This is a genomic window from Streptomyces sp. NPDC031132 (assembly GCF_055570595.1).
This window is the reverse complement of the sequence record NZ_JBVIGX010000005.1, coordinates 148,463-170,711: the sequence shown is the minus strand read 5'-3', so window position 1 is coordinate 170,711 and position 22,249 is coordinate 148,463. Positions and strand designations below refer to the sequence as shown.

21 protein-coding genes and 1 pseudogene are annotated in these 22,249 nt (G+C 72.8%); 12 read left to right on the top strand and 10 right to left on the bottom strand.

Annotated features, from left to right (window positions below; translation table 11 throughout):
- Window positions 1-50 precede the first annotated feature (50 nt).
- A complete protein-coding gene (locus tag ACZ49B_RS10220) occupies window positions 51-1,052 on the top strand; it encodes an endonuclease/exonuclease/phosphatase family protein (protein WP_468303382.1) in 1,002 nt (333 codons plus the stop codon).
- Here the strand turns inward: ACZ49B_RS10220 and ACZ49B_RS10215 are convergent.
- The 3 genes from ACZ49B_RS10215 to ACZ49B_RS10205 all read right to left on the bottom strand — a co-directional run bounded on the left by ACZ49B_RS10215 (window position 1,046) and on the right by ACZ49B_RS10205 (window position 2,746).
- On the bottom strand, window positions 1,046-1,924 hold the full coding sequence (locus ACZ49B_RS10215; protein ID WP_468302872.1) for an ATP-grasp domain-containing protein: 879 nt from the start codon (window positions 1,922-1,924) through the stop codon (window positions 1,046-1,048). The two genes, ACZ49B_RS10220 and ACZ49B_RS10215, sit on opposite strands and share 7 nt — an antisense overlap.
- Window positions 1,921-2,259 (bottom strand): MazG-like family protein, encoded by a 339-nt coding sequence (locus tag ACZ49B_RS10210; protein WP_468302869.1) that lies wholly within the window; start codon window positions 2,257-2,259, stop codon window positions 1,921-1,923. The genes ACZ49B_RS10215 and ACZ49B_RS10210 overlap by 4 nt, the downstream gene beginning before the upstream one ends.
- A 61-nt stretch (window positions 2,260-2,320) precedes the next feature.
- Window positions 2,321-2,746: a nuclear transport factor 2 family protein gene (locus tag ACZ49B_RS10205; RefSeq protein ID WP_468302866.1), complete on the bottom strand. Its 426-nt coding sequence runs from the start codon at window positions 2,744-2,746 to the stop codon at window positions 2,321-2,323.
- Between the two features lie 129 nt (window positions 2,747-2,875).
- Between ACZ49B_RS10205 and ACZ49B_RS10200 the strand changes: the two genes are divergently transcribed.
- Window positions 2,876-3,445 carry a PadR family transcriptional regulator gene (locus ACZ49B_RS10200; protein ID WP_468302863.1) on the top strand — a complete coding sequence of 190 codons (570 nt, stop codon included), beginning with the start codon at window positions 2,876-2,878 and terminating at the stop codon, window positions 3,443-3,445.
- A complete protein-coding gene (locus tag ACZ49B_RS10195) occupies window positions 3,432-4,208 on the top strand; it encodes an SGNH/GDSL hydrolase family protein (RefSeq protein ID WP_468302860.1) in 777 nt (258 codons plus the stop codon). The genes ACZ49B_RS10200 and ACZ49B_RS10195 overlap by 14 nt, the downstream gene beginning before the upstream one ends.
- Before the next feature lie 4 nt (window positions 4,209-4,212).
- Here the strand turns inward: ACZ49B_RS10195 and ACZ49B_RS10190 are convergent, their stop codons facing one another.
- A complete protein-coding gene (locus ACZ49B_RS10190) occupies window positions 4,213-5,454 on the bottom strand; it encodes a low temperature requirement protein A (protein ID WP_468302857.1) in 1,242 nt (413 codons plus the stop codon).
- A 7-nt stretch (window positions 5,455-5,461) separates the two neighbouring features.
- Window positions 5,462-6,181 (bottom strand): aspartate/glutamate racemase family protein, encoded by a 720-nt coding sequence (locus tag ACZ49B_RS10185; protein ID WP_468302854.1) that lies wholly within the window; start codon window positions 6,179-6,181, stop codon window positions 5,462-5,464.
- A gap of 532 nt (window positions 6,182-6,713) precedes the next feature.
- On the opposite strand from ACZ49B_RS10185, the gene ACZ49B_RS10180 reads away from it, so the two are divergent.
- Window positions 6,714-9,059, top strand: a complete 2,346-nt coding sequence (locus tag ACZ49B_RS10180; RefSeq protein ID WP_468303380.1) for a HelD family protein — start codon at window positions 6,714-6,716, stop codon at window positions 9,057-9,059.
- 36 nt (window positions 9,060-9,095) lie between these two features.
- Here ACZ49B_RS10180 and ACZ49B_RS10175 read toward each other — a convergent pair whose 3' ends face one another.
- A complete protein-coding gene (locus ACZ49B_RS10175) occupies window positions 9,096-9,977 on the bottom strand; it encodes an MmyB family transcriptional regulator (protein WP_468302851.1) in 882 nt (293 codons plus the stop codon).
- 101 nt (window positions 9,978-10,078) lie between these two features.
- Between ACZ49B_RS10175 and ACZ49B_RS10170 the strand changes: the two genes are divergently transcribed.
- Window positions 10,079-11,548, top strand: a complete 1,470-nt coding sequence (locus ACZ49B_RS10170; protein WP_468302848.1) for an MFS transporter — start codon at window positions 10,079-10,081, stop codon at window positions 11,546-11,548.
- Between the two features lie 33 nt (window positions 11,549-11,581).
- Here ACZ49B_RS10170 and ACZ49B_RS10165 read toward each other — a convergent pair whose 3' ends face one another.
- Complete coding sequence (locus ACZ49B_RS10165; protein ID WP_468302845.1) at window positions 11,582-12,250, bottom strand: formylglycine-generating enzyme family protein; 669 nt, start codon at window positions 12,248-12,250, stop codon at window positions 11,582-11,584.
- Between the two features lie 114 nt (window positions 12,251-12,364).
- On the opposite strand from ACZ49B_RS10165, the gene ACZ49B_RS10160 reads away from it, so the two are divergent.
- From ACZ49B_RS10160 to ACZ49B_RS10150, 3 genes are all read left to right on the top strand, one after another.
- Complete coding sequence (locus tag ACZ49B_RS10160) at window positions 12,365-13,702, top strand: cytochrome P450 (RefSeq protein WP_468302842.1); 1,338 nt, start codon at window positions 12,365-12,367, stop codon at window positions 13,700-13,702.
- Window positions 13,703-13,777: 75 nt separating this feature from the next.
- The gene (locus ACZ49B_RS10155) at window positions 13,778-14,392 is read left to right on the top strand and encodes a TetR/AcrR family transcriptional regulator (protein ID WP_468302840.1); all 615 of its coding nucleotides are present in this window, start codon (window positions 13,778-13,780) and stop codon (window positions 14,390-14,392) included.
- Complete coding sequence (locus tag ACZ49B_RS10150) at window positions 14,376-16,013, top strand: isovaleryl-CoA dehydrogenase (RefSeq protein WP_468302837.1); 1,638 nt, start codon at window positions 14,376-14,378, stop codon at window positions 16,011-16,013. The genes ACZ49B_RS10155 and ACZ49B_RS10150 overlap by 17 nt, the downstream gene beginning before the upstream one ends.
- A 139-nt stretch (window positions 16,014-16,152) precedes the next feature.
- Here the strand turns inward: ACZ49B_RS10150 and ACZ49B_RS10145 are convergent, their stop codons facing one another.
- Window positions 16,153-16,674 (bottom strand): DUF3995 domain-containing protein, encoded by a 522-nt coding sequence (locus tag ACZ49B_RS10145; RefSeq protein ID WP_468302834.1) that lies wholly within the window; start codon window positions 16,672-16,674, stop codon window positions 16,153-16,155.
- A gap of 66 nt (window positions 16,675-16,740) precedes the next feature.
- Between ACZ49B_RS10145 and ACZ49B_RS10140 the strand changes: the two genes are divergently transcribed.
- Window positions 16,741-17,328, top strand: a complete 588-nt coding sequence (locus tag ACZ49B_RS10140) for a TetR/AcrR family transcriptional regulator (RefSeq protein ID WP_468302832.1) — start codon at window positions 16,741-16,743, stop codon at window positions 17,326-17,328.
- 132 nt (window positions 17,329-17,460) lie between these two features.
- On the opposite strand, the gene ACZ49B_RS10135 is transcribed toward ACZ49B_RS10140, so the two are convergent.
- On the bottom strand, window positions 17,461-18,177 hold the full coding sequence (locus tag ACZ49B_RS10135) for an SDR family oxidoreductase (protein ID WP_468302829.1): 717 nt from the start codon (window positions 18,175-18,177) through the stop codon (window positions 17,461-17,463).
- 142 nt (window positions 18,178-18,319) lie between these two features.
- On the opposite strand from ACZ49B_RS10135, the gene ACZ49B_RS10130 reads away from it, so the two are divergent.
- Together ACZ49B_RS10130 and ACZ49B_RS10125 are read left to right on the top strand one after the other, a co-directional pair.
- Entirely contained in the window at window positions 18,320-19,267 is a 948-nt protein-coding gene (locus ACZ49B_RS10130; protein ID WP_468302827.1) for an AraC family transcriptional regulator, read from the top strand.
- A 154-nt stretch (window positions 19,268-19,421) separates the two neighbouring features.
- Window positions 19,422-20,408: pseudogene (locus ACZ49B_RS10125) on the top strand (IS701 family transposase).
- Window positions 20,409-20,430: 22 nt separating this feature from the next.
- On the opposite strand, the gene ACZ49B_RS10120 reads toward ACZ49B_RS10125, so the two are convergent.
- The gene (locus ACZ49B_RS10120; RefSeq protein ID WP_468302824.1) at window positions 20,431-21,027 is read right to left on the bottom strand and encodes a TetR/AcrR family transcriptional regulator; all 597 of its coding nucleotides are present in this window, start codon (window positions 21,025-21,027) and stop codon (window positions 20,431-20,433) included.
- Between the two features lie 101 nt (window positions 21,028-21,128).
- Between ACZ49B_RS10120 and ACZ49B_RS10115 the strand changes: the two genes are divergently transcribed.
- A complete protein-coding gene (locus ACZ49B_RS10115) occupies window positions 21,129-22,112 on the top strand; it encodes an aldo/keto reductase (protein WP_468302822.1) in 984 nt (327 codons plus the stop codon).
- Window positions 22,113-22,249 lie beyond the last annotated feature (137 nt).

Sequence of the window (22,249 nt, the reverse complement as noted above, 5' to 3'; positions counted from 1 at the left end):
GGGCCACGATGCGGGGGACGTCGAGGCGATCGGGAGCAGGGCGCGTGGGGATGCAGGGGTCATGGCGGTGGCCGTCGAGGTGGCCTTGGCAGGGGTCGTGGCGCGGGCGCGGGCGGGTGCTCGCCGGGCTCGCGGTCCTCGTCGCCTGCCTGCTGGTCCTCCACGGCGCGGTGCCCGATACGGCGGGCCGTCCCGGCAGCCTGCTGGAGACGTTCCTCCCCTGGCTCGGCCTGGCCGTCCCGGTCCTGCTGGCCCTCGCCCTGCTGCGCCGCTCGGCCCCGGCCGCCTGCGCGGTGCTGCTGCCCGCCGCCGCCTGGCTCGGCCTCTTCGGCGCCTTCCTGCTCCCCGGCGACGACCGGGCCCCCGACCTCCTCGCGGTCCAGCACAACGTCAGCGACGAGAACCCCGATCCGGCGGGCACCGGGCGCGCCCTGGCCGGGACCCGGGCCGATCTCATCGCCCTGGAGGAGCTCACGCCCGCCGCCGCGCCCGTGTTCGAGGCGGTGCTCGCGCTGGATTACCCGTACCACGCGGTGGAGGGAACGGTCGGACTCTGGTCGAAGCACCCGCTGGCGCAGGTGCGGCCGGTGGACATCCGCCCGGCAGGCGTGGGGGAGGGCTGGAACCGCGGACTACGGGCCACCGCCCGTACGCCGAACGGCGAAGTCGCCGTGTACGTGGCACACCTGCCCTCGGTGCGCCTCAGCCCGACCCATGGATTCGGCTCCGTACGGCGCGACGAGAGCGCCGCACTGCTCGGCGCAGCGATCGCCGCGGAGCGGACGGACCCGCTGATCCTGCTCGGGGACCTCAACAGCACGGTGGACGACCGCGGGCTGGACCCGGTCGCCGCGCGGATGAACCCGCCGAGCCGGGACTTCGCCTTCAGCTGGCCCGCGGCGCTGCCGGTGGCCCGGATCGACCAGGTCATGACCCGCGCGGCGACCGTCACCCGGGTCCGGGCACTGCCCGCGACGGGAAGCGACCACCTGCCCATCGCCGCGCGGGTCACGTGGCACGGCTCCGGGCGGGACTCCGGCGCGCGTCAGTGATCGGCTGCGGCGCGCTCGTGGACGAGGTCCGCGAAGCGCCGTAGCCCGTGCTCGCCGTGGGCCATGAAGAGGTTGGGCTCCACGAGCTCCAGCTCCATCAAGACCGGTGCACCGTCGTCCGCCGTCGCGATGTCGACCCGCGCGTACAGCAGGGCCTCCGCACCGGGAACGGCCGCCAGTGCGGCCCCGGCCAGGGCCAGTTCGGCCGCGGACGGCCGGTGCGGCACCAGATCCGGATGCGGTGCACGGTCGTTGTCGACGACCCCGACATCGGTCAGTACCGGCCCCTTGCGCATCGCATGGCTGAACTCGCCGCCGAGGAAGACGAGCGCCCGCTCGCCCTCGTCGATCCGGGACAGGTACGGCTGCACCATCGCGGTGGATCCGGCGGCGTGCAGCGCCGCGACGTGCCCGGCCGCCAGGCCGTGATGGTGCTCCGCGTACCGCGCGGTGTCGCGCGAGCCGGCCGAGACGGCCGGCTTGACGACGAACTGTCCGTGCTCGGGCAGCACGAGGGCCTCGCCGGGGGCGATGAAACGGGTCGGCACGACGGGCACGCCGCGGCCGGCGAGCTCCGCGAGGTACCGCTTGTCGGTGTTCCAGCGCACGAGCCCGGCCGGGTTGTCGAGCCGTGTCGCACCCTGCACCGCGTCCGCCCAGGCCAGGTACTCCGGCCACCGCTCGGCGTAGTCCCAGGTGGACCTGATGACCACGGCGGCGCACCGCGACCAGTCGAAGCTCGCGGTGTCCCAGGGCGCCGCCACGGCGTCGACCCCGCGGGCGCGCAGCGCTTCGAGGATCAGCGGCAGGTCTGCGTCCCAGGTCAGTCCCACGGCCGAGGTGGCCACGGCCACTCGGGTGGTGGCGGTCATCGCGGACTCCCCGCCTCGTCGCCCGCGTCGCCCGGGGTTTCGATGCGGTGCAGGACGCCCCGCTCGTCCCGGACGTAGACGCGGTCGCGGTTCTTGGCCAGCTTCCGCTCCACCTCGGACTCCAGGTCGATGCCGTTCATCTCGGCGAGCGCCGCGACGTACAGGACCACGTCCGCGAGCTCCTCCCCGAAGTCGGGCAGTTTCTTGCGCCAGGCGGTGAACGCCTCCCCGACCTCGGCCGTCAGCAGCCCGAACTCCAAGGCCACGTTCGTGGTGTTGAAGCCCTTCGCGAGCTTGTTGTCCCAGGCGAGCTGCTGGGCCGAGCGGATGTCCACCGGTTCCTCCGGGCGTGCGTACGGGAGTTGGCTGCCCGGCGAGCCTAGGCTGTCGTGCCGATCAGGCCGGGGCCGGGGCCAGGCCGTCGGCGACCAGCCCGGCGAGGACCGCCTCGCCCAGGGCGTGCACCGCGGACTGGGGCCTCACCATCACGGTGAACTCCTTGATCCGGCCGTCGTCGGCGTAGTGCAGCAGGTCGATGCCGTGGATCGCCTTGCCGTTCACCGTCGCACGGAAGAGCAGGACCTCCGAGGGGGACACCGTGCCGTCGACGCTCGTCTCGGCGGTGCCGGCGTACTGCCCGACGTAGCGGAAGTCCTCGAACGTGCGCAGCAGCACCCCGAAGAGCCCCAGCACCATCGGCCGGCCCTCGAACGGCGTGAACTTCACGGGGCTGTACAGGCGGACGTCCTCCGTGAACAGGGCCTCCAAGGCGGCGATGTCACGGCTGTCGACGGCGGTGCGGAAGCGGTCTGCTGCGGTCACGGCTTCTCCCTGATGCTCGGCTGCGTCTACTGCTACTCATCAATGTGATTAGTCAGTTTCTTGAGTATCATGCGCAGGGTGTCCGTGGACAAGGGCACAGCGGAAACAGGGCGAGAAGGAGGCGATCCGATGGCTTTGCGCCACGCCGTACTGGCGGCACTGCTGGACGAGGAGCTGAGCGGGTACCAACTGGCCAAGGCGTTCGACCTCGGTGTGGCCAACTTCTGGCACGCGCTGCCGCAGCAGCTCTACGCCGAGCTGACCCGGCTGGAGAAGGACGGGCTGATCACCGGCCGGGAAGTCGTCCAGGACACCCGGCCCAACAAGCGCCTGTTCACCGTCACCGACGCCGGCCTCGCCGAGCTGGAGCAGTTCACCGCCTCCGCCACCAAGCCCTCCTCCATCCGCGACGACCTGGTCGTCAAGGTCCAGGCCGCCGACCACGTCGACACCGCGACGCTCGTCGCGCAGCTCACCGAGCGCGCCGCCTTCGCCCAGGCCAAGGTCGACCTGTTCACCGGTCTGCTGCACACCATGCGCGGCGACCGCACCGAGGAGGACTTCCTGCGGTACGGCGACCGCATCGGCCCCTATCTGACCTGCCTGCGCGGGCTCGCCTTCGAGCGGGGCAACCGCGACTGGTGCGCACGTACGATCGCGGTCCTGCGGGAACGGGAGGCGGCCCGTGCCGGGCGCTGAGCAGCAGTACCTGCGCTACGTCGCCCTGGGCGACAGCCAGACCGAGGGCGTCGGCGACGGCGACGACACGACCGGGCTGCGCGGGCTCGCCGACCGGCTCGCCGAGCACCTCGCGCTCCACAGCCCCGGCGTGCGGTACGCCAACCTGGCCGTCCGCGGCCGCCTCGCCGGACAGGTCCGTGCCGAACAGCTCGCACCGGCCCTCGCCCTGCGCCCGGATCTGGTCACGGTGGTCGCCGGGGTCAACGACGTGCTGCGGCCGCGGTTCGACGCCGACGAGGTCGCCGGCCACCTCGAGGCGATGTTCGGCGCCCTCGCCGCCCAGGGCGCCCGCGTGGCCACGGTGACCTTTCCGGACCTCGCGCGGATCACCCCGCTCGCCCGCCCGCTCGCCCCGCGGGTGAGCGCCCTGAACGACCGGATCCGCGCGGCCGCAGGCCGCCACGGTGTGGTCGTCGTGGAGACGGGACACCATCCGGTGGTCACCGACCCCCGCCTGTGGAGCGCCGACCGGCTGCATGCCAGCCCGCTCGGCCACGAGCGGATCGCCGCCTCGCTCGCCCACGCCCTCGACCTGCCGGGCAGCGACGACACCTGGACGCACCCGCTGCCGCCCGAGCGGGCGGCCTCGCCCACGGTCCTCGCCGAACTGCGCTGGGCCGCCGCGTTCCTGGGCCCCTGGCTGGGCCGGCGCCTCCGTGGCCGCTCCTCCGGGGACGCCCGTACGGCCAAGCGCCCGGAGCTCCTCCCCGTGCTGCCCTGACGGCTCAGCCCGCGGCCGCCGCCGCGAGGCGGCGGCGCAGCATCTTGCGCGCGTACAGCAGGTGCACGATCGCCTCGGCGGCCAGGAGCAGGACGACCAGCCACGGCGCGAGGTGGCCGGCGCCCCAGACGACGAGCAGCGGGACGCAGATGCCCGGAACGGCCCATGTGGCGACGGAGGCCGGCGGGCGGCCGTAGCGCAGCGCGATGCAGGCGTGGGCCGAGTGGTAGAGGGCCAGGCCGCCGGCCAGGGCCCACACCGCGCCGGTCGGCAGATGGGCGTGGTCGGCCTCCTCGACGGCGGTGGCCAGGCCCGCGGCCATGCACAGCACGCCCGCGGTCACGAAGAAGTGCAGGAAGCCGCCGATGTCGCGGGCGAGGAGGTAGGCCTGGTGGTCGTCTGCCTTCGCGAGCATCAGCTCGGCCGAGGTCGAGCCGAAGTCGAAGTACGACCACCAGAGCGCGGCGAGCAGGACGAAGCCGAGGACGCCGACGACCCCGGCCCGCAGGGTCCAGGTGTGGTCGGCGGAGGTCACCAGCGCGATCACGGATTCGCCGAGCACGATGATGACGAACAGTCCGACCCGCTCGACGATGTGCCCGGTGTCCAGGCGGGCGGGCATCCCGCGGCCGCGCGCGGCGAGCAGCAGTGCCATCTCGGCGGCGATGAGCACCGCCCAGACCACGTACTGCCAGGGCGCGGGCACCGCGGCGGAGGCGGCCCACAGCACGCCCGACGCCAGGCAGTAGCTCAGGGGGCGCCAGCGCGGGACGCGCAGGGGCTCGGGGTACTTGGTGGCAGGCCACCACAGCCCGAGCAGCACCAGCCGGGTGCCGGCGTACCCGAGGGCGTAGACGGCCCCGCGGTCCGTGTCGGCCTCGGGCACGGCGCACGCCATGACGGCGATGCAGAGCATGGCGGACAGCATGAGCAGCCGGCGGCGGGGGCTGTTGTCCACGAAGATGTTCGCCGAGACCGTGAGGTTGATCCACAGCCACCAGGGCGGGAAGTAGAGCGCCAGGAACACGGCGAAGTCGCGCAGGCCGGGGTCGCCGTGCAGCTGGTGCGAGAGCTGGGCGGCGAGAGCGACGAAGACGAGGTCGAAGAAGAGTTCCAGCCAGTCGGCGTGGCGCCCTTCGGGCGCGTGGCCCTGCGGGTCCGCGTTCGCGCCCGTCTGAGGTGTGCCCATGGGTCCGCCCGGGTCCGTGCCGCCGCCCTCGCGGCCTGCGTCCTCGTATGAGATCACGGTATGACTAGCCGAGGGCGCGTGCCGATGGCCAGGGGGCCGCCAGGGCCGCCCCGACCGCGGCTTCGGCGTGGATCCGTGCGGTGGGGAAGACGGGTACGGGGCTGTCCTCGGCGCCGATGAGCAGCTCGATCTCGGTGCAGCCCAGGATGATCCCCTGGGCGCCGGCGGCCACGAGGTCCTTGACGACCTGCTGGTAGGCGGCCCGCGACTCCTCGCGGACCAGGCCCAGGCACAGCTCGTCGTAGATCACCCGGTGTACGAGCGCCCGTCCGTCGGCATCGGGGACGCACACCTCGAGTCCGGCCGACGCGAGTCGGCCGCGGTAGAAGTCCTGCTCCATGGTGAACGCGGTCCCCAGCAGGCCGACCCGGGTCAGGCCCGCCGCCTTCACGGCGTCCGCGGTGGCGTCGGCGAGGTGCAGCAGGGGCACCGAGATGCCCGCCTGGACGCGGTCGGCGACCTTGTGCATGGTGTTGGTGCAGATGAGCACGAGGTCCGCACCGGCGGCTTCCAGTCGCTGCGCAGCCGCCGCCAGCACCTCCCCGGCCTCCGCCCACCGCCCCTCGGCCTGCAGCTGCTCGATCTCCGCGAAGTCCACCGAGTACAGCACGCAGCGGGCCGAATGCAGCCCCCCGAGCCGGTCGCGGGTGAGCTCGTTCAGCAGCCGGTAGTACTCGGCCGTCGATTCCCAGCTCATTCCGCCGAGCAGTCCGATCGTCTTCATAAGCGGTGAAGGTATCAGAGGCGATTTGTATAAGGATTGCTTTGAGGATGACATGGCTCCGCCGCCGGCATGTGGACCTCGGTCCGGCGTCGGCGGCGGAAGTGTGCTGCTCGCTGGTTGATCACCCCCACTGTCAGGACTCGGCGGAGCCTTCCCGCATGACGTTTTGGAAGGCCGTCATGCACGGCCCGCAGTGGTGGTCCGTTTCGGCGTTGCCTCCCGGCTGGAGGGGGCGGCCGCACAGGGTGGCCCGGCGGTCACGGGCGACGACGTGCCATACGAGGCCAGGCCCTGTGGCCGCCTCACCGACCTGCATTTCATACATGAGAGTGCTCCATGTGGTGGACAGCTCTTGTGTCCACCAAAGCAGTGCACGGCGCCGGAAGCCTGACGGGTGAGCCGTCCGAGTGACGTGCGGCCAGCGTGGCGGCTCGGCGCCCCGGCCCGGCAGTGTCCCGCAAAACGAAAAATACCCCGGGACCAATTGGCGGTCGGGGTATTCGTCTGCGTATATTTGTTGTTTCACGCCCTGATGAAAACGGCGCGTGAAGAAGCTTTACGAGGACATCGTATCGGGTCGGGAGTGGAATTGTCAACCGTGGAATTCCGTAATGAGCAGCAATTCATCGACGAGCTCTACGCACGCCTCGACGACCTGCGTGACCAGGCCGAACACGCCGTCCAGCGGGCGCTGGCCGCAACGGGGAGCGGACTTCAGGCACGCCTGGAGCGGGATGTTCTCGTCGCCGAGCAGTCGGGTCTGCTTTCCGCGCTGAACGCGGGCGAGAACGGTCTGTGTTTCGGCCGGCTCGAGTTCTCCGACGGAGAGGACCACCACATCGGCCGCATCGGAATCAGGCAGGACGACGCGGACCGCACCCCGCTCGTCCTCGACTGGCGGGCCGAGGTCGCGCGCCCGTTCTACCTCGCCACCGGGCACTTCCCGATGGGCCTGCGACGGCGCCGCCACATCACCACCCGGGGACGGGAGGTCACGGCCCTCCACGACGAGATCCTCGACCTCGCCGACACCGAACGCACGGGCCACGAGGGGGCCGACGCGGACGCCGTCCTGCTCGCCGCCCTCGACGCCGCCCGCACCGGCCGCATGCACGACATCGTGCAGACCATCCAGGCCGAACAGGACCACATCATCCGCTCGCCCCACCGCGGGGTACTCGTGGTGGAGGGCGGCCCGGGCACCGGGAAGACGGCCGTCGCCCTGCACCGGGCCGCCTACCTCCTCTACGAGCACCGGGAGCTGCTCGCCAAGCGCGGCGTGCTGATCGTCGGCCCGGGCCCGGCGTTCCTCGGCTACATCGGCGAGGTGCTCCCCGCCCTCGGCGAGACCGGCGTCCTGCTCTCCACCCTCGGCGAGCTGTTCCCCGGCGTCCGGGCGACCGGTACCGACCGGCCCGGCGCCGCCGCCGTGAAGGGCCGCGCCGGGATGGCCGAGGTCCTCGCGCGCGTCGTACGCGACCGGCAGGCGCTGCCGGAGACCGTACCCGCGGACAGCGGCGAGGACAGCGCGGTGCTCCCGGAACCGGCCGTGGAGATCGACCACGACGACTACGGCACCCTGCTGCTGGACCGGACCATGGCGCACGAAGCCCGGGACCGGGCGCGCGCCACCGGGCTGCCCCACAACCTCGCCCGCCCGTACTTCGCGTTCCGCATCATCGACGGCCTCACGGAGCAGCTCGCCGACCGGCTCGGCGCGGATCCGTACGGCGGCCCCAACCTGCTGGGACCCGACGACATCGCACAGCTCGGCAAGGAGATCGCGACCAGCGCCGAGGTGCACGCCGCGATCGACGGCCTCTGGCCGCCCCTCACGCCCCGGCAGCTGATCGCCGACTTCCTCGCCGATCCCACCCATCTCCCTTCCCACGAAGTCGAGTTGATCCGGCGCACGACGGACGATTGGACGCCCGCCGACATCCCGCTGCTCGACGAGGCCGCCGAACTGCTCGGCGTCGACGACAGCGCGCAGCGTGCCGCCGAGGAGCGGGAGCGGCAGGAGCGCGTCGCGTACGCGCAGGGCGTCCTGGACCTGTCGCAGGGGTCCGAGTCGTACGAATTCGAGGACATGGAGAACGAGTTCCTCGCCGCGCACGACATCATCGACGCCGAGCGGATGGCGGAGCGGCACGAGGAGGCCGACCACCGCAGCGCGGCCGAGCGGGCCTCCGCCGACCGCACCTGGGCGTTCGGACACGTCATCGTGGACGAGGCCCAGGAACTGTCCGAGATGGCCTGGCGGTTGCTGATGCGGCGCTGCCCCACCCGTTCGATGACGCTGGTGGGCGACCCGGCCCAGACCGGTGACGAGGCCGGCTGCGGATCGTGGAAGCGGATCCTGGACCCGTACGTGGGGGACCGCTTCGAGCTGGTGCGCCTCGGCGTCAACTACCGTACGCCCGCGGAGATCATGGACGTCGCCGCCGCCGTGCTCCGGGCCCGTCACCCCGGATTCGAGCCGCCGAGCTCGGTGCGGTCCACGGGGCAGCGGCCCTGGGTACGGGCGACGGACGACCTCGCCCGCACGGTCGCGGAAGCGGTGCGCGCCGGCGCCCCGGCCGAGGGCCGGGGCGGCCGGCTGGCGGTGATCGCGCCGCGTCCGCTGCACGAGGCCCTCGCCGCCGGGCTGCCCGGCGTACGGGCGGGGGAGGAGCCGGACCTCACCCGTACGGTGGTCCTGCTGGACCCGCGCCAGGCCAAGGGGCTGGAGTTCGACTCGGTGATCGTCGTGGAGCCCGCGGACCACGAGCCGAGCGACCTCTACGTCGCCCTGACCCGGGCCACCCAGACCCTCGGCGTGGTCCACACCGGCCGACTGCCGGAGGGGCTGGAGGAGGGGCCGGCCGAGCAGCCGTAGCCGTGGGCGCGGGGCGGTCGGGGGCGGTCGGGGTGCTCAGACGGTGACCGGACCGAGGTGTTCCAGCCGCTCCAGCCGCTCCAGTTGCTCCAGCCGTTCCAGGCGGGCGCGGCTCTCCTCGTCGACCGGCACCATCGTCACCAGGCGCGGGCCCGCCGCCGGCCCGAGCCACAGGTTGGTGTGTTCCAGGTGCAGCAGACCGACGTGCGCATTGCGGATGTACTTCGTCCTGCCGCCCTGGCCCACCACCTCGTGCCGGGCCCACACTTCCCGGAACTCCGCCGACTCCGCCTCCAGCCGCGCCAGCAGGGCCTTCCAGGCCGGCTCGGCGAGGTGCTCCGCCATGGCCGCCCGGAACTTGGCGGCGATGTTGCGGTTCACCTCGGCGACGTCGACGAGGGACGCCCGCCAGTCCGCGTTGGTGAACGCCAGCCACAGGCAGTTGCGGTCCTCGGGCGGCAGCGCGTCCAGGTCGCACAGCAGCCGTCCGTACGTGGCGTTGTACGCGAGGATGTCGTACCGGCTGTTCTGGATGCAGGCCGGGATCGGCCCGAGCCGGTCGAGCATCGCCCGCAGCGCCGGGGTCACGCTCGGGCACGGGGCGTGCGGGGTCGGATCGAGGCTGCCGGCCAGCGCGAAGAGATGCGTACGCTCACTCGAGTCCAGCAGCAGGGCGCGCGCCAGCGCGTCCAGGACCTGCGGGGAGACCTGGATGTCGCGGGCCTGCTCCAGCCAGGTGTACCAGGTGACTCCGACAGCGGAGAGCTGGGCGACCTCCTCGCGGCGCAGCCCCGGGGTGCGCCGGCGGCGGCCGCGCGGCAGCCCCACCTGCTCGGGGGTGATCCGCTCCCGGCGGCTGCGCAGGAATTCGGCCAGCTCGTGCCGGCGTACGTCGCTCTCCGGGGCCACAGTGGTCATGGAACCAGGGTGCCGCACCGCTCATCCCGTTGCCAGGTAGTGCTGGTACCAGGATAAGGAGACTCTGGTACCAGGCTGAAAGGAGGGTGATCGTTTCCGGTGTGAGCGAAGCAACCGTACGCACCACCCGCCCTTCCCCGTCCACCCCGACGGGCCGCCCGGCCTCCGGCCCGGCCCCCGGGCCCGCCCCCGCCGCGATCGGCCCGCTCGGGCTGTTCACCGTGCTGCTGGGCGCGGCCCTGCCCCTGATCGACTTCTTCATCGTCAACGTGGCGCTGCCCGCCATCGACAGCGACCTCGCGGCCGGCCCCGCCATGCTGGAACTGATCGTCGGCGGCTACGGCGTCACGTACGCCGTCCTCCTCGTCCTCGGCGGCCGCCTCGGCGACATGGCCGGACGGCGCCGGCTCTTCCTGATCGGCATGGCCGCGTTCGGCGCCACCTCGCTGGCCTGCGGCATCGCACCCACGGCGTGGGCCCTGGTCGCGGCCCGCGTGGCACAGGGCGCGGCGGCCGCGCTGATGCTCCCGCAGGTGCTGGCCACCATCCAGGCCACCACGCAGGGCCCGCGCCGGGCGCGGGCGATGAGCCTGTACGGGGCCACCGCCGGGCTGTCCATGGTCGCCGGGCAGATCCTGGGCGGCGTCCTGGTCGCCGCCGACGTCGCCGGCTCCGGCTGGCGCTCGGTGTTCCTGGTCAACGTGCCGGTGGTGATCGTCGGGCTGGTGCTCGCCGTCCGGGCCGTTCCGGAGACCCGCTCGGACCGCCCGGCCTCGGTCGACGTGCCGGGGACGCTGCTGCTCGCGCTGTCCCTGGTGTCCCTGCTCCTGCCGCTGACCGAGGGCAGGGCCGCCGGCTGGCCGCTGTGGACGTGGGTGTCGCTCGCCGTCTTCCCGTTCGCCGCCGCGGCGTTCTACCTGACCGAGCGTCGCGCCGACCGGCTCGGGCGCACCCCGCTCGTGCCGCCGAGCCTGCTGCGCCTGCAGTCGCTGCGGCGGGGGCTGGTCCTGGTGGTGCCGTTCTCGATCGGCTTCAGCGGGTTCATGTTCGTCATCGCGGTGGTGCTGCAGCAGGGGCTGCGCATGGGCCCGGTGGCGGCGGGGCTCGCGCTCGTGCCGATGGCGGTGGCCTTCTTCGCGGCCTCGCTCGCCGGGCCGCGGCTGGTCGGCCGGTTCGGCAGCCGGGTCGTCACCGCGGGCGGCGTCCTCCAGGCCGTCGGCGTCGCCCTGATCCTCCTGGCGGTCCTGCGTGGCTGGGCGGACCTCGGGCTCGCCGCGCTCGCCCCGGGCGTGGCCGTCGCAGGACTCGGCCAGGGGCTCCAACTGCCCGTGCTGATGCGGCTGATGCTCTCGGACGTACCGGCCGACCGGGCCGGCGTGGGCGGCGGGGTCATGATCACCACGCAGCAGTCCGCGCTCGCCCTCGGCGTCGCGACGCTGGGCAGCCTCTTCCTGGCACTCGCCCCCTCGATGGGCATGCGGGACGCCCTCGCCGGCACGCTGCTGGTGCAGCTCGCAATGATCGCGCTGACGGTGCTGCTGAGCCTGCGCCTGCCGAGGGTCGTGCGGTGACCCGCGGGCCGCGGCCCGGTCGGCAGGGGCGGATCAGCCCGTGACGGAGCGGGCGAGGCGGAAACCCACGTCGTCCACCCGGAACGTCGGGTGGCTGCGCCGGCGGGCGGAGGCCCGGCAGCTCCAGTGCTCGTCGAACCAGCCGCCGCCGCGCAGCACCCGGTAACTGCCGTAGACCTCGGCGTCGTAGACGTCCCAGCACCAGTCCCAGACGTTGCCGAGCATGTCGTACAGGCCCCACGGGTTGGGCTGCTTGCCTCCCACGGCGTGGATGCGCTCGTCCGAGTTGCCGCGGTACCAGGCGATCTCGTCGAGCGGCCCGTACCGCGGGCCGGCCGTACCGGCCCGGCAGGCGTGCTCCCACTCGGCCTCGGTCGGCAGCCGGTATCCCTCGGCCGACGGGTCCCAGTCGACGTCCTCGCCCTGTATGCGGTATGCCGGAGCCAGTCCGTCGCGCTCGGACAGGGCGTTGCAGAACCGCACCGCGTCCCACCAGGAAACGCCCTCGACGGGCAGCCGCTCCCCGTGGGCGCTGCTCGGTCGCGCGCCGGTGACCTCCGCGTACAGGGCCTGCGTGACCGGAACGGCCCCCAGCTCGTATGGTGCGAGCCCGACGGACCAACTGCGCCGTGTCCGCCGGTCCGACAGTGTCACCCGTCCGGGCGGAACGGCGGTCAACTCGTGTCCCGTACCGGATTCCATGATCAGGTGATCTTACCGGCCGCCCCGCCATGACCACCGCAGGCGCACTGTCACGAGGTGCGTCCGCTCCCGTACAGTCCGTGAGGTCAGCGCTCCGTCAACAGGAGAAGACCCGTGGCCACCGAAGCCGGCTTCAACCCCCGCACGCCCGCTGCCCGTACGGGACGGAGGCCGGTCCCGGAGCTGGACTCCGCCCTCGTGGAGCGGTGGCGTTCCGACCGGGCCGAACTGGTCGACCTGCTGGCCGTGGTGCGTGAACGGCTGGGCGGTGTCGCCGCGTTCCGCCTCGGGCAGGACGCCACCGTCCTGGTCACCGATCCCCAGGCGGTCCAGCACGTGCTGGCCCTGCATCCGGACCGGTACGTCAAACGCTCCCACCGCGCCCGCCTGCTGATCGGCGACGGCGTGCTCGCCGCCACCGGCGAAGCCTGGAGGCGCCAACGGCGTCTGCTGCAGTCCCAGTTCACCGGCACCGGGATGCGCCGCTACGAGCAGCGGATCACGGAGGCCGCCCGAGTCACCGCCGGGCGGTGGGCCGGGTACGCCCGGACCGGGCAGACGCTCGACGTCGGCCGGGAGATGCGCAGCTTCGCCCTGGACACCATCTGGCGCTCCCTCACCGGACACCCCCTCGACGCCGGCACCGAGCACGAACTGAACTCCGTGGCCACCGTGGTGGCCGCCCTGCCGACGCTGCCGGCCGACGCCGGCGACGCCCGCGGCGCCGTCGCCGAGGACCTCGCCAGGATCGACGCCGTCGCGCACCGCGCCATCGAGGCCGCCCGCGGCGGCGCGTACGGACCCGACGGGCCGGGTCTCCTGCACGTCCTGCTCGGCGCGGCCGCCGAGCGTCCCGAGTGCACCGACCGCCTGATCCGCGACGAACTGATCACGCTGCTCGTCGCCGGCCACGAAACCACCGCCACCACCCTGACCTGGCTCTACCTGCTTCTCGACCGTCACCCCGCGGCCCGCGAACAGGCCCTCGCCGCAGGCGCCCCGGGCTCGGCGGAACGCCGCCGAGCCGTCCAGGCCCTGGTCCACGAGACGCTCCGGCTCTATCCGTCCGCCTGGATCCTGCCCCGGTACGCCACCGAGGGCGACACCCTGGCCGGCCACGCCGTCGAAGCGGGCTCCGATGTGCTGGTCTGCCCGTACCTCACGCACCGCGACCCCGAACTGTGGCCGGACCCCGAGCACTTCGACCCCCGGCGCTTCACCGCCCCCGACGGCCGGCCCACCCACCCGGGCTCCTACCTCCCGTTCGGGATCGGCCCCCGCGCCTGCCTCGGCCTGCAGTTCGCCCTCCGAGAGTCGACCGTCCTCCTGGAACACCTCTTGCCGGCCCACACCCTGACCTTCCACTCCGTCCCCACCAAGGCCGCGTACAGCATCACCGTCCGCCCGGACGGCCCCACGCCGGCGAGCCTCGCCGGCCGGACGGGACTTTGACGACACCAGGAGGGGGCACCGCCCGACCCCGTCCAGGTCTGGCGTGAAGCAGTGAATCGGTGCTTCAATCCTTCCATGCCCTACCGTCGCCCCCCAGCCGTACAGGCCCGCCTCGACGCCCGCCGCGACCGGGTGCTCGAGGCCGCCGTCCACCTGCTCTCCCGCGAGGGCTACAGCGGCTGCTCGGTCGCCGCGATCGCGGCCGAAGCCGGGATCTCCACCGGCAGCGTGTACCAGTCGTTCTCCGGCAAGTCCGAGCTGGCCGCCGCCCTCTTCCGGACCCTGGTGGCCCGCGAGCTGGAGGCGGTCGCCGCCGCGACGGACCGCCCGGGCAGCGCGGCGCAACGGGTGGCCGCCGCCGTCGAGACCTTCGCGTACCGCGCGCTGCAGGCACCGCGCCGGGCCTTCGCCCTGCTCGCGGAGCCCGCCGACCCCGCCGTCGACACCGAACGCCTCGTCTTCCGCCGGGCGTTCCGCGACGTGTACGCCCAGCAGATCGCCGCGGGCGTGGCCTCCGGGGAACTTCCGCCGCAATCACCCGAGTTGACTGCCGCCGCGCTCGTCGGTGCGATCGCAGAGGCACTCGTCGGCCCGCTGGCCGACGGGGACGCGGCTCCGGGGGACGTCATCCCCGGCCTGATCACCTTCACCCTGCGTGCCCTTGGAGGACACGATGCCGCAGACGCATGAGGTCACCAACCAGGTGCCCCCGCACCACGGTTACGACGCGGCCGCCGACCCGGCCCTGCTGGAGGCGGTCGCCCGCGAAGGCGCCGCCTGGGCGATACCCGAGATCCACCGCCTCGGCGCCCTCGCCGGTTCCGAACAGGCCGCGGAGTGGGGCCGCGTGGTCAACGAGAACCCGCCGGTGCTGCGCACCCACGACCGCTACGGCCACCGCATCGACGAGGTGGAGTTCCACCCGTACTGGCACGAGCTGATGGGCACCGCCGTCTCCCACGGGCTGCACGCCGCGCCCTGGGCGGACGACCGGGCCGGCGCGCACGTCGCGCGGGCCGCGAAGTTCCTCGTCTGGGGCCAGGTCGAGGCGGGCCACTCCTGCCCGGTGTCCATGACGTACGCCGCGGTACCCGCGCTGCGCGCGACACCGGACCTCGCCGGATGGCTGGAGCCACTGCTCGCCTCCCGCACGTACGACTACGGACTGCGCCGGCCGGACACCAAGCAGGGCCTGATCGCGGGCATGTCGATGACCGAGAAGCAGGGCGGCTCCGACGTACGCGCCAACACCACGACGGCGGTCCCGGCCCCGGACGGCACCTACCGGCTGACCGGGCACAAGTGGTTCACCTCGGCGCCGATGTCGGACGTCTTCCTGACGCTGGCGCAGGCCCCGGGAGGACTGTCCTGCTTCCTGCTGCCGCGGGTGCTGCCGGACGGCAGCCGCAACCGTCTGCTGCTGCAGCGGCTCAAGGACAAGCTCGGCAACCGCTCCAACGCCTCCGCCGAGATCGAGTACGACGAGGCCTTCGGCTGGCTGGTGGGGGAGGAGGGGCGCGGCGTCGCGACCATCATCGAGATGGTCAACATGACCCGCCTCGACTGCGTGCTCGGCGGGGCGTCCGGCATGCGGCTCGGCGTCATCCGCGCCGTCCACCACGCCACGCACCGGCGGGCGTTCGGCAAGGCGCTGATCGACCAGCCCCTGATGCGCAACGTCCTCGCGGACCTCGCCCTGGAATCCGAGGCGGCGACCGCCGTCGCCCTGCGCCTTGCGGGCGCCACGGACCGGGTCGCCCGGGGCGACCAGGACGAGGCGCTGCTGCGCCGGCTGGGGCTGGCCGTCACCAAGTACTGGGTCTGCAAGCGCGCCCCCGGGCATGCGGCCGAAGCCCTCGAATGCCTGGGCGGCAACGGGTACATCGAGGACTCCGGCATGCCGCGGCTCTACCGGGAGGCCCCGCTGTCGTCGATCTGGGAGGGCTCCGGGAACGTGGCCGCCCTGGACTCGCTGCGGGCCATGGCCCGGCAGCCCGAGACCGTCGAGGCCTTCTTCGAGGAGGTCGGCCGGGCGGCGGGCGCCGACCGGCACCTGGACGCGGCGGTGGCCGGTCTGCAGAAGCAGCTGGCCGACCCCGCCGAAGCCGAGTACCGGGCCCGGCAGCTCACGGAGACGATGGCCCTGGTCTTCCAGGCGTCGCTGCTCCTGCGCCACGCCCCGGGCGCGGTCGCCGAGGCCTTCTGCGCCTCCCGGCTGGGCGGCGAGCACGGCGGCGCGTACGGCACCCTGCCGACGGGCGTGGACACGGAGACCATCCTGGCCCGGGTCCGGACCGTGGCCGCGGTGTGATGCGGATGCGCTGACGCGCGCTGCGGCCGGTCCTGCCGCACGAGGCAGAGCCGGCCGCAGCCATCGTCCTCACGCCGCACCGGGCCGCGGTCCGTCATCGACTCTCGCCACGGGCCACTCGCGGCGGGCCGGTCTCCGGTCAGGTGCGGTGGCGCCGGGTGTGCAGGGCCACGTAGCCGGTGAGTCCGCCCAGTGCGACGCACAGCGGCGAGTACAGCAGCAGGTCCCAGTGGCGGAACTCGGGCGGCGCGGAGCCCAGTCCGAGCCCCGAAGCCGCCAGCCCGCCGAGCCCGCGTGCCGCCATCACTCCGGACACCGCCCACAGCCCGGCCCGTACCGGCCGCGACCGGCCGAAACGGCTCGCCGGCCGGGCACCGGTCAGCACCAGCCCGGCGGCGGCGCCCAGCAGGCCCGCCACCGCGAGCGTCAGCGGCGCGGACGGCAGCTGCGCCTCCTCCACGCCGACCACCACGGCCGCGAATTCGGCCCGCGAGTGCAGCGGCCACGGGGAGAACACCCACACCGCGTGCAGCGCCCCTGCCGTGAGCAGCCCCCCGGCCGCAGCCACCGCCGCAGCGCGCACCGCGCCGCCCGCCCGCTCCGTACGGACCTCCGCGTTCCCGTCTTGCGCTGTTCCGACACCCTTGGTCACGGCGCTCATGCCGGCACCCCTCTCCCCAGTTCCGTACACCTCTGTATGGATGTTCCATACAGTACTGTACGGAACATGGCCAAGGGGAAAGTCACCAAGGAAGAGTGGACGATGGCGGCGCTGCGCGCGCTGGCCCGGGGCGGGCTGTCCGCGGTGGCGGTGGACGTACTGGCCCGCGAACTCGGGGTCTCGCGCGGCAGTTTCTACTGGCACTTCGAGAACCGCGAGGCGCTGCTCGTCGCGGCCCTGGAGGCGTGGGAGCGGCACGCGACCGCCGAGGTCATCACGGCCGTCCGGGAGGAGGACGATCCGTGGACCCGCGCGCGGACGCTGTTCGCCGTAGCGCTGGGCACCGAGGAGATCGCCGGGCTGGAGCCGGCCCTCGCCGCGCACACCGCCCACCCGGCGGTCGCCGAGGTCGTCGCCCGGGTCACCCGGACCCGGCTGGACTTCCTGGCGGAGATCTTCGGCGGACTGGGCTTCGGGCCGCAGGAGTCCCGCCATCGCGCCCTGGCCGGCTACGCCGCCTATCTGGGCTGGCTGGAACTGCGCCGGACCGCCCCCGACACGGCGCCCGAGGCGCTGCCGGAATCCCCGGCCGCGGCGGCGGCCCTCGACCATCTGATCGGCATGATCCTGACCCCTCCGCCGGCAGCCCAGTAAGGAGCTCGTCGGCTTTCCGCCGCCGGCGCCGCCGGGTACGCGCGGCGTTCCGACGGCCCTCGGGGGCGGAGCGGACCGCACGGTCGGGCACCGTCACGGCGCGGACGGACGCGTGGCGGGGCCGAAACCATGTCACACCAGTGCCGCGCCGCCGTCTATCGCGAGCGTGGTGCCGGTGACGTAGGCGTTGGCCACGACGAAGAGATAGGCCGCCGCGGCTTCCTCGGCAGTGCCGACGCGCCGCGTGAGCAGCTCGGACCCGGCGCCCTGGAGGAAAGCCTCCGGGTTCGGGACACTGCCGTCCCACAGCTCGGTACGGATCACACCCGGCTGGATCACGTTGACGCGCAGAGGGGCGAGTTCTACGGCGAGTGCCCGGGACAGGGCCTCGATGCCGCCGGTGATACCTGCCGTGAGCGCGGTTCCGGACAGGGGGCGGATCGCGAGGACGCCGGAGCTGAAAGTGATCGAGCCGCCGTCGCGCAGGCGCGGTGCAGCGTACTTGGCGGAGAGGAACGCGCCCCAGAACCGGCGCTCGAAGACGGCCCTGGCCTCCTGCGGGGTGGTGTCGGCCAACGGCTTGATCAGCAGAGATTCGCCCGCGGTGTAGACGAGGTGGTCGAACTCCCCGACCTGCTCGAAGAACGCGGCGATGGCGTTGCCGTCGGCGACGTCCAGGCGGCGGCCTTCGGCCGGCTCGCCCAACCGCTTCGTCGCGGCGTCCACGCGGTCCTGATTGCTGGAGGCGACCACGACGTCCGCGCCGGCCGCCGCGGCCTGTTGGGCTACCGCGAAGCCGATGCCGGAGGTACCACCGATGATCACGATCTTCTTGCCGGCCAGAGACATGGGATCCATTCCTTCGTCGATGCTGTGCGGTCTTCGGCAACCGCCATGGCAAGAACGTACGCCTCCACATTGAGACGATGAATGATTCAAGGTCTCGATTCCCTGTCATATCGTCTCGCCATACAGGCACTAGAGTGGCGCTGTGGACATCCTGAGCGACACCCTCGAAGTCCTGCGCACGGGACGCCCGATGGTGACTCGCACCGACGCGCACGCCCCGTGGGCCCTGAAGTTCCAACCCATCTCAGGAGCCGGATTCCACGTGGTCGTGGAAGGGCACTGCCACCTGCTGCCACCGCGCGGCCAACCGCTCGCGCTCGGACCCGGCGACATCGTGTTCCTGCAGCGCGGCAGCGGACACACCCTGTGCGACGTGCCGGACCGCGATCCGGTGGACTTCGTACCGGACCGCGTGGACCGTTCCTCGCCGATCGGCCAGGTCACCGTGGACGGACCAGGGCCGCACACGGTGCTGGTGTGCGGCGCGTACGCGATCGACGTCGATCGCCCGCATCCGCTGTTCGGCGATCTACCGGAGGTCATCCACCTCCCCGCGGTTCCCGGCCGCCACCCGGTCCTGCGCTCGGCGGTCGACCAGCTGTGCGCCGAGTTCCACGCGCCGCAGCCGGGCTCGGACGCGGTCGTCACGGCGCTCGTCGATCTGTTGCTGCTGTACATCCTCCGGTCGTGGTACGCCGAACTGCCGAAGGAGCGGACCCGGGGTTGGGCGGCCGCGCTGACCGACCCGGCAGTCGCCCCGGCCCTGAAGGCGATTCACGACGATCCCGGCCATCCCTGGACCGTGGAGTCTCTGGGCACCCGCGCCGGGCTGTCCCGCGCGGCGTTCGCCCGCCGCTTCGCCTCGGTGGTCGGCGAGCCGCCGTTGACCTACCTGACCAACTGGCGGATGGCCACCGCGGCGCGGCTGCTGCACCAATCGCCGACCCCGCTGAGCACCATCGCGCAGCGCACGGGGTACACGTCGGAGTTCGCCTTCGCCAAAGCCTTCAAACGACACTTCGGGTCGCCGCCGGGGGCCTACCGCAAGCAGGTCAAGACGGCAGGCGACGAACCAGTCGGACACAACTGACGGTGAGGGCCAGGACATCACCGCAGCGGATGGGGGAGCGGTGGTCGCTGCCGATCCCGGCCTCGCGGTGATGGTGTGGACTTTTGAAGATCGTGCGGTGGCCGCGGGCCGTAGCGTAGGCCCTGCTCGATGGAAGGCGTTGTTCGACCAGGCCATGGCTCGGATTGCGGGCCCGTTCGGTCGAGCGGAACCTCGGGCCGCGGCCCGCGCCTATCTGCTCGGGTGCCGGCCATAGCCGTCCCGGCCCGATGCAGCGGCTGCCGCGGTCCGCCTGTGGGAACGTGGCTGCGGCGCGCGACGAGGTCCGCCGCTACGTACCTGCCCGCACACACATGGAGCCAGGACTCCGACCCCGTCTCGCCCTGCAGATGATCGAGCAGGCGTTGGACGCCTGAGTGAGCACGTCGTGGGTGACCGGCGACGAGGCGTACGGTCAGGACCCGGCCTGCGGGCCGGGCCGGAGGCCCGCGGGGTCGGCCACGTGCCGGGCGGTCTCCTGCGCGACCAGAGTGCGGATCAACCAGGGCCGCACGGCGATCTGCACGGACGAGGCCGCCTTTCGCCTGCGCGCCTCGGCCTGGCACGGGCAGAGCGCCGGCTCCGGGGCGATGGGGCCCCGCCACTACGACTGGGCCTGGGTCCCCATCGGCACGGACGAGCGCCGCCACCTGCTGATGCGGCGCAATCCCCCCATCGGCGAGCGCGCCTTCCCCCTGTGCCGGTCGCCCCGGACCGTGCCGCTGTCGGAGAGCTCGTGCGCGTCGCCGGTACTCGCTGGTGCATCGAAGCGTGCTTCCAGGCCGCCAAGGGTCAGGTCGGCCTCGACCACTAACAGGTCCGTAACCGGACAGCCTGGCACCGGCACGTCACCCTGGTCATGCTCGCACCCGCGTTCCTTGCCGCGGCAGTCGACGGCGCGAGGCGGACCCGACGTGCGGATCCGCGCCGCCCGGCCCGAAGCGGAGACCCGGTCGCCCTGACCGCCCCGGAGAGCCGCCGCCTGATCGGCGCACCGTTCAGGCCGCCGATCACGGCCCTGAACCCACCACTCCTGCACTGGTCGAACCGGCGCAGAAGCCGCCAAGCTTCGGCACGTCGCAGCCACTGCCGGCAGCGGCTCTCCGCCCCCTCCAGCGCGTAGATCGCGAAGTCACACCGGAGTACTAAGCCGTCTCTTCCGGGTCCTGCGGCGGTGCCGTGATGCGGCGCACGGCCTCGACCACCGCCGCGCGGTGCCGGGCCAGCCGCTCGGGCGCCCAGCCGGTGCCCGAGCCGCCCGCGGCCGGGCCGCCCACCGCGCCGAACCAGGCCTGGGACAGGCCCATCACGAGCGTGAGGACATCGGCGGGGTCCAGCGCGGCGTCGACGCGCCCCGCCTGTTGCGCCTCCTCCACCACCGCGATCTTGCCGCGGTAGGACTCCGCCTCCGTGTCCGTGACGCCGGGCCGCTCCAGCTGCTTCCACACCACGAGCCGCATCAGGGACGGCTGCGCGACGAGGTGGTCGAAGACGGCGCCCGCGTACCCCGGCAGGTCGGCGGCGTTGAACGGGACGGACTCCGAACCCGTCTCCAGTGCGCGTCGGAGCACGGCGTCGAAGAGCTGCTCCTTGTTGCCGTAGTAGACGTAGATGAGCCGCTTGTTCGCCTGCGCGGCCTCGGCGATGCGGTCGACCCGCGCGCCGGCGATGCCGTACGCGGCGAATTCGGAGAAGGCCGCATCGAGGAGGCGTGCCTTGGTCGCGCTGGAATCCCGTGCCATGGGGTGAAGCCTAGCAAGTAACTATCTGGTTATTGACATGCAGCGCGAGCCGGGTGCATAGTCGAACTATCCAGTTAGTTACTTATGGAGGAGTACCCACCATGGAGATTCGCGCACTGGGCGGTCAGGGCCTCGAGGTCGGCGCCGAAGGCCTCGGCCTGATGGGCATGAGCGCCCACTACGGAGCCACCGACGAGACCGAGTCCCTGGCCACCATCGATCGCGCGCTGGAGCTGGGCGTCACGCTGCTCGACACCGCCGAGGGCTACGGCCCCTTCCTGAACGAACAGCTCCTCGGCAAGGCGCTGGCGGGCCGCCGCGACGCCGCCGTGATCGCCACGAAGACGGGGGTCGAGTTCACCGACGACGGTGCGCTGCGCGGCCACAACGGGACCCCCGAGTACATCCGCAGCTCGGCCGACCGCTCCCTGCGCCACCTCGGTACGGACCACATCGACCTGTACTACCTGCACCGCGTCGACCCGAACGTCCCGATCGAGGAGAGCGTCGGCGCCATGGCCGAACTGGTCGCCGCCGGCAAGGTCCGCCACATCGGCCTGTGCGAGGCCGCGCCCGCCACCATCGCCCGCGCCCACGCCGTGCACCCGCTGGCCGCCGTACAGACCGAGTACAGCCTCTTCGAACGCGGCATCGAGTCCGACGGCGTCCTCGACACCCTGCGCGATCTCGGCATCGGGCTCGTCGCGTACTCCCCGCTCGGCCGGGGCTTCCTGTCGGGCGCGATCACCACCCCGGACGATTTCGCGGCGGACGACTTCCGCCGTACGGACCCCCGCTTCCTGGGCGAGAACTTCGACCGCAACCTGGCCGTCGTCGACCGGGTCCGCCGCCTCGCCGCGGAAAAGGGAGTCACCCCCTCGCAGCTGGCCCTGGCCTGGACCCTGCGCCAGGGCGCAGTGCCGATCCCGGGCACGAAGCGCCGCCGCTACCTGGAGGAGAACATCGCCGCCACCGCGGTGACGATCACGGACGCGGACCTGGCCGCCATCGACGAGGTTGCCCCGCACGGGATCGTCTCGGGCGACCGCTACGCCCCGGAGCTGATGAAGTCCCTGAACGGCTGAACGGCTGAACGGCTGAACGGCTGAACGTGCCGGGCCGGGAACGGCGCGGTGACGCGGTGACCACGGCCTGGGGGGGGGGGGGGGGGGGGGGGGGGGGGGGGTGGGAGGGAAGCTGCGCAGAGCGGCGGCGGTCGGGG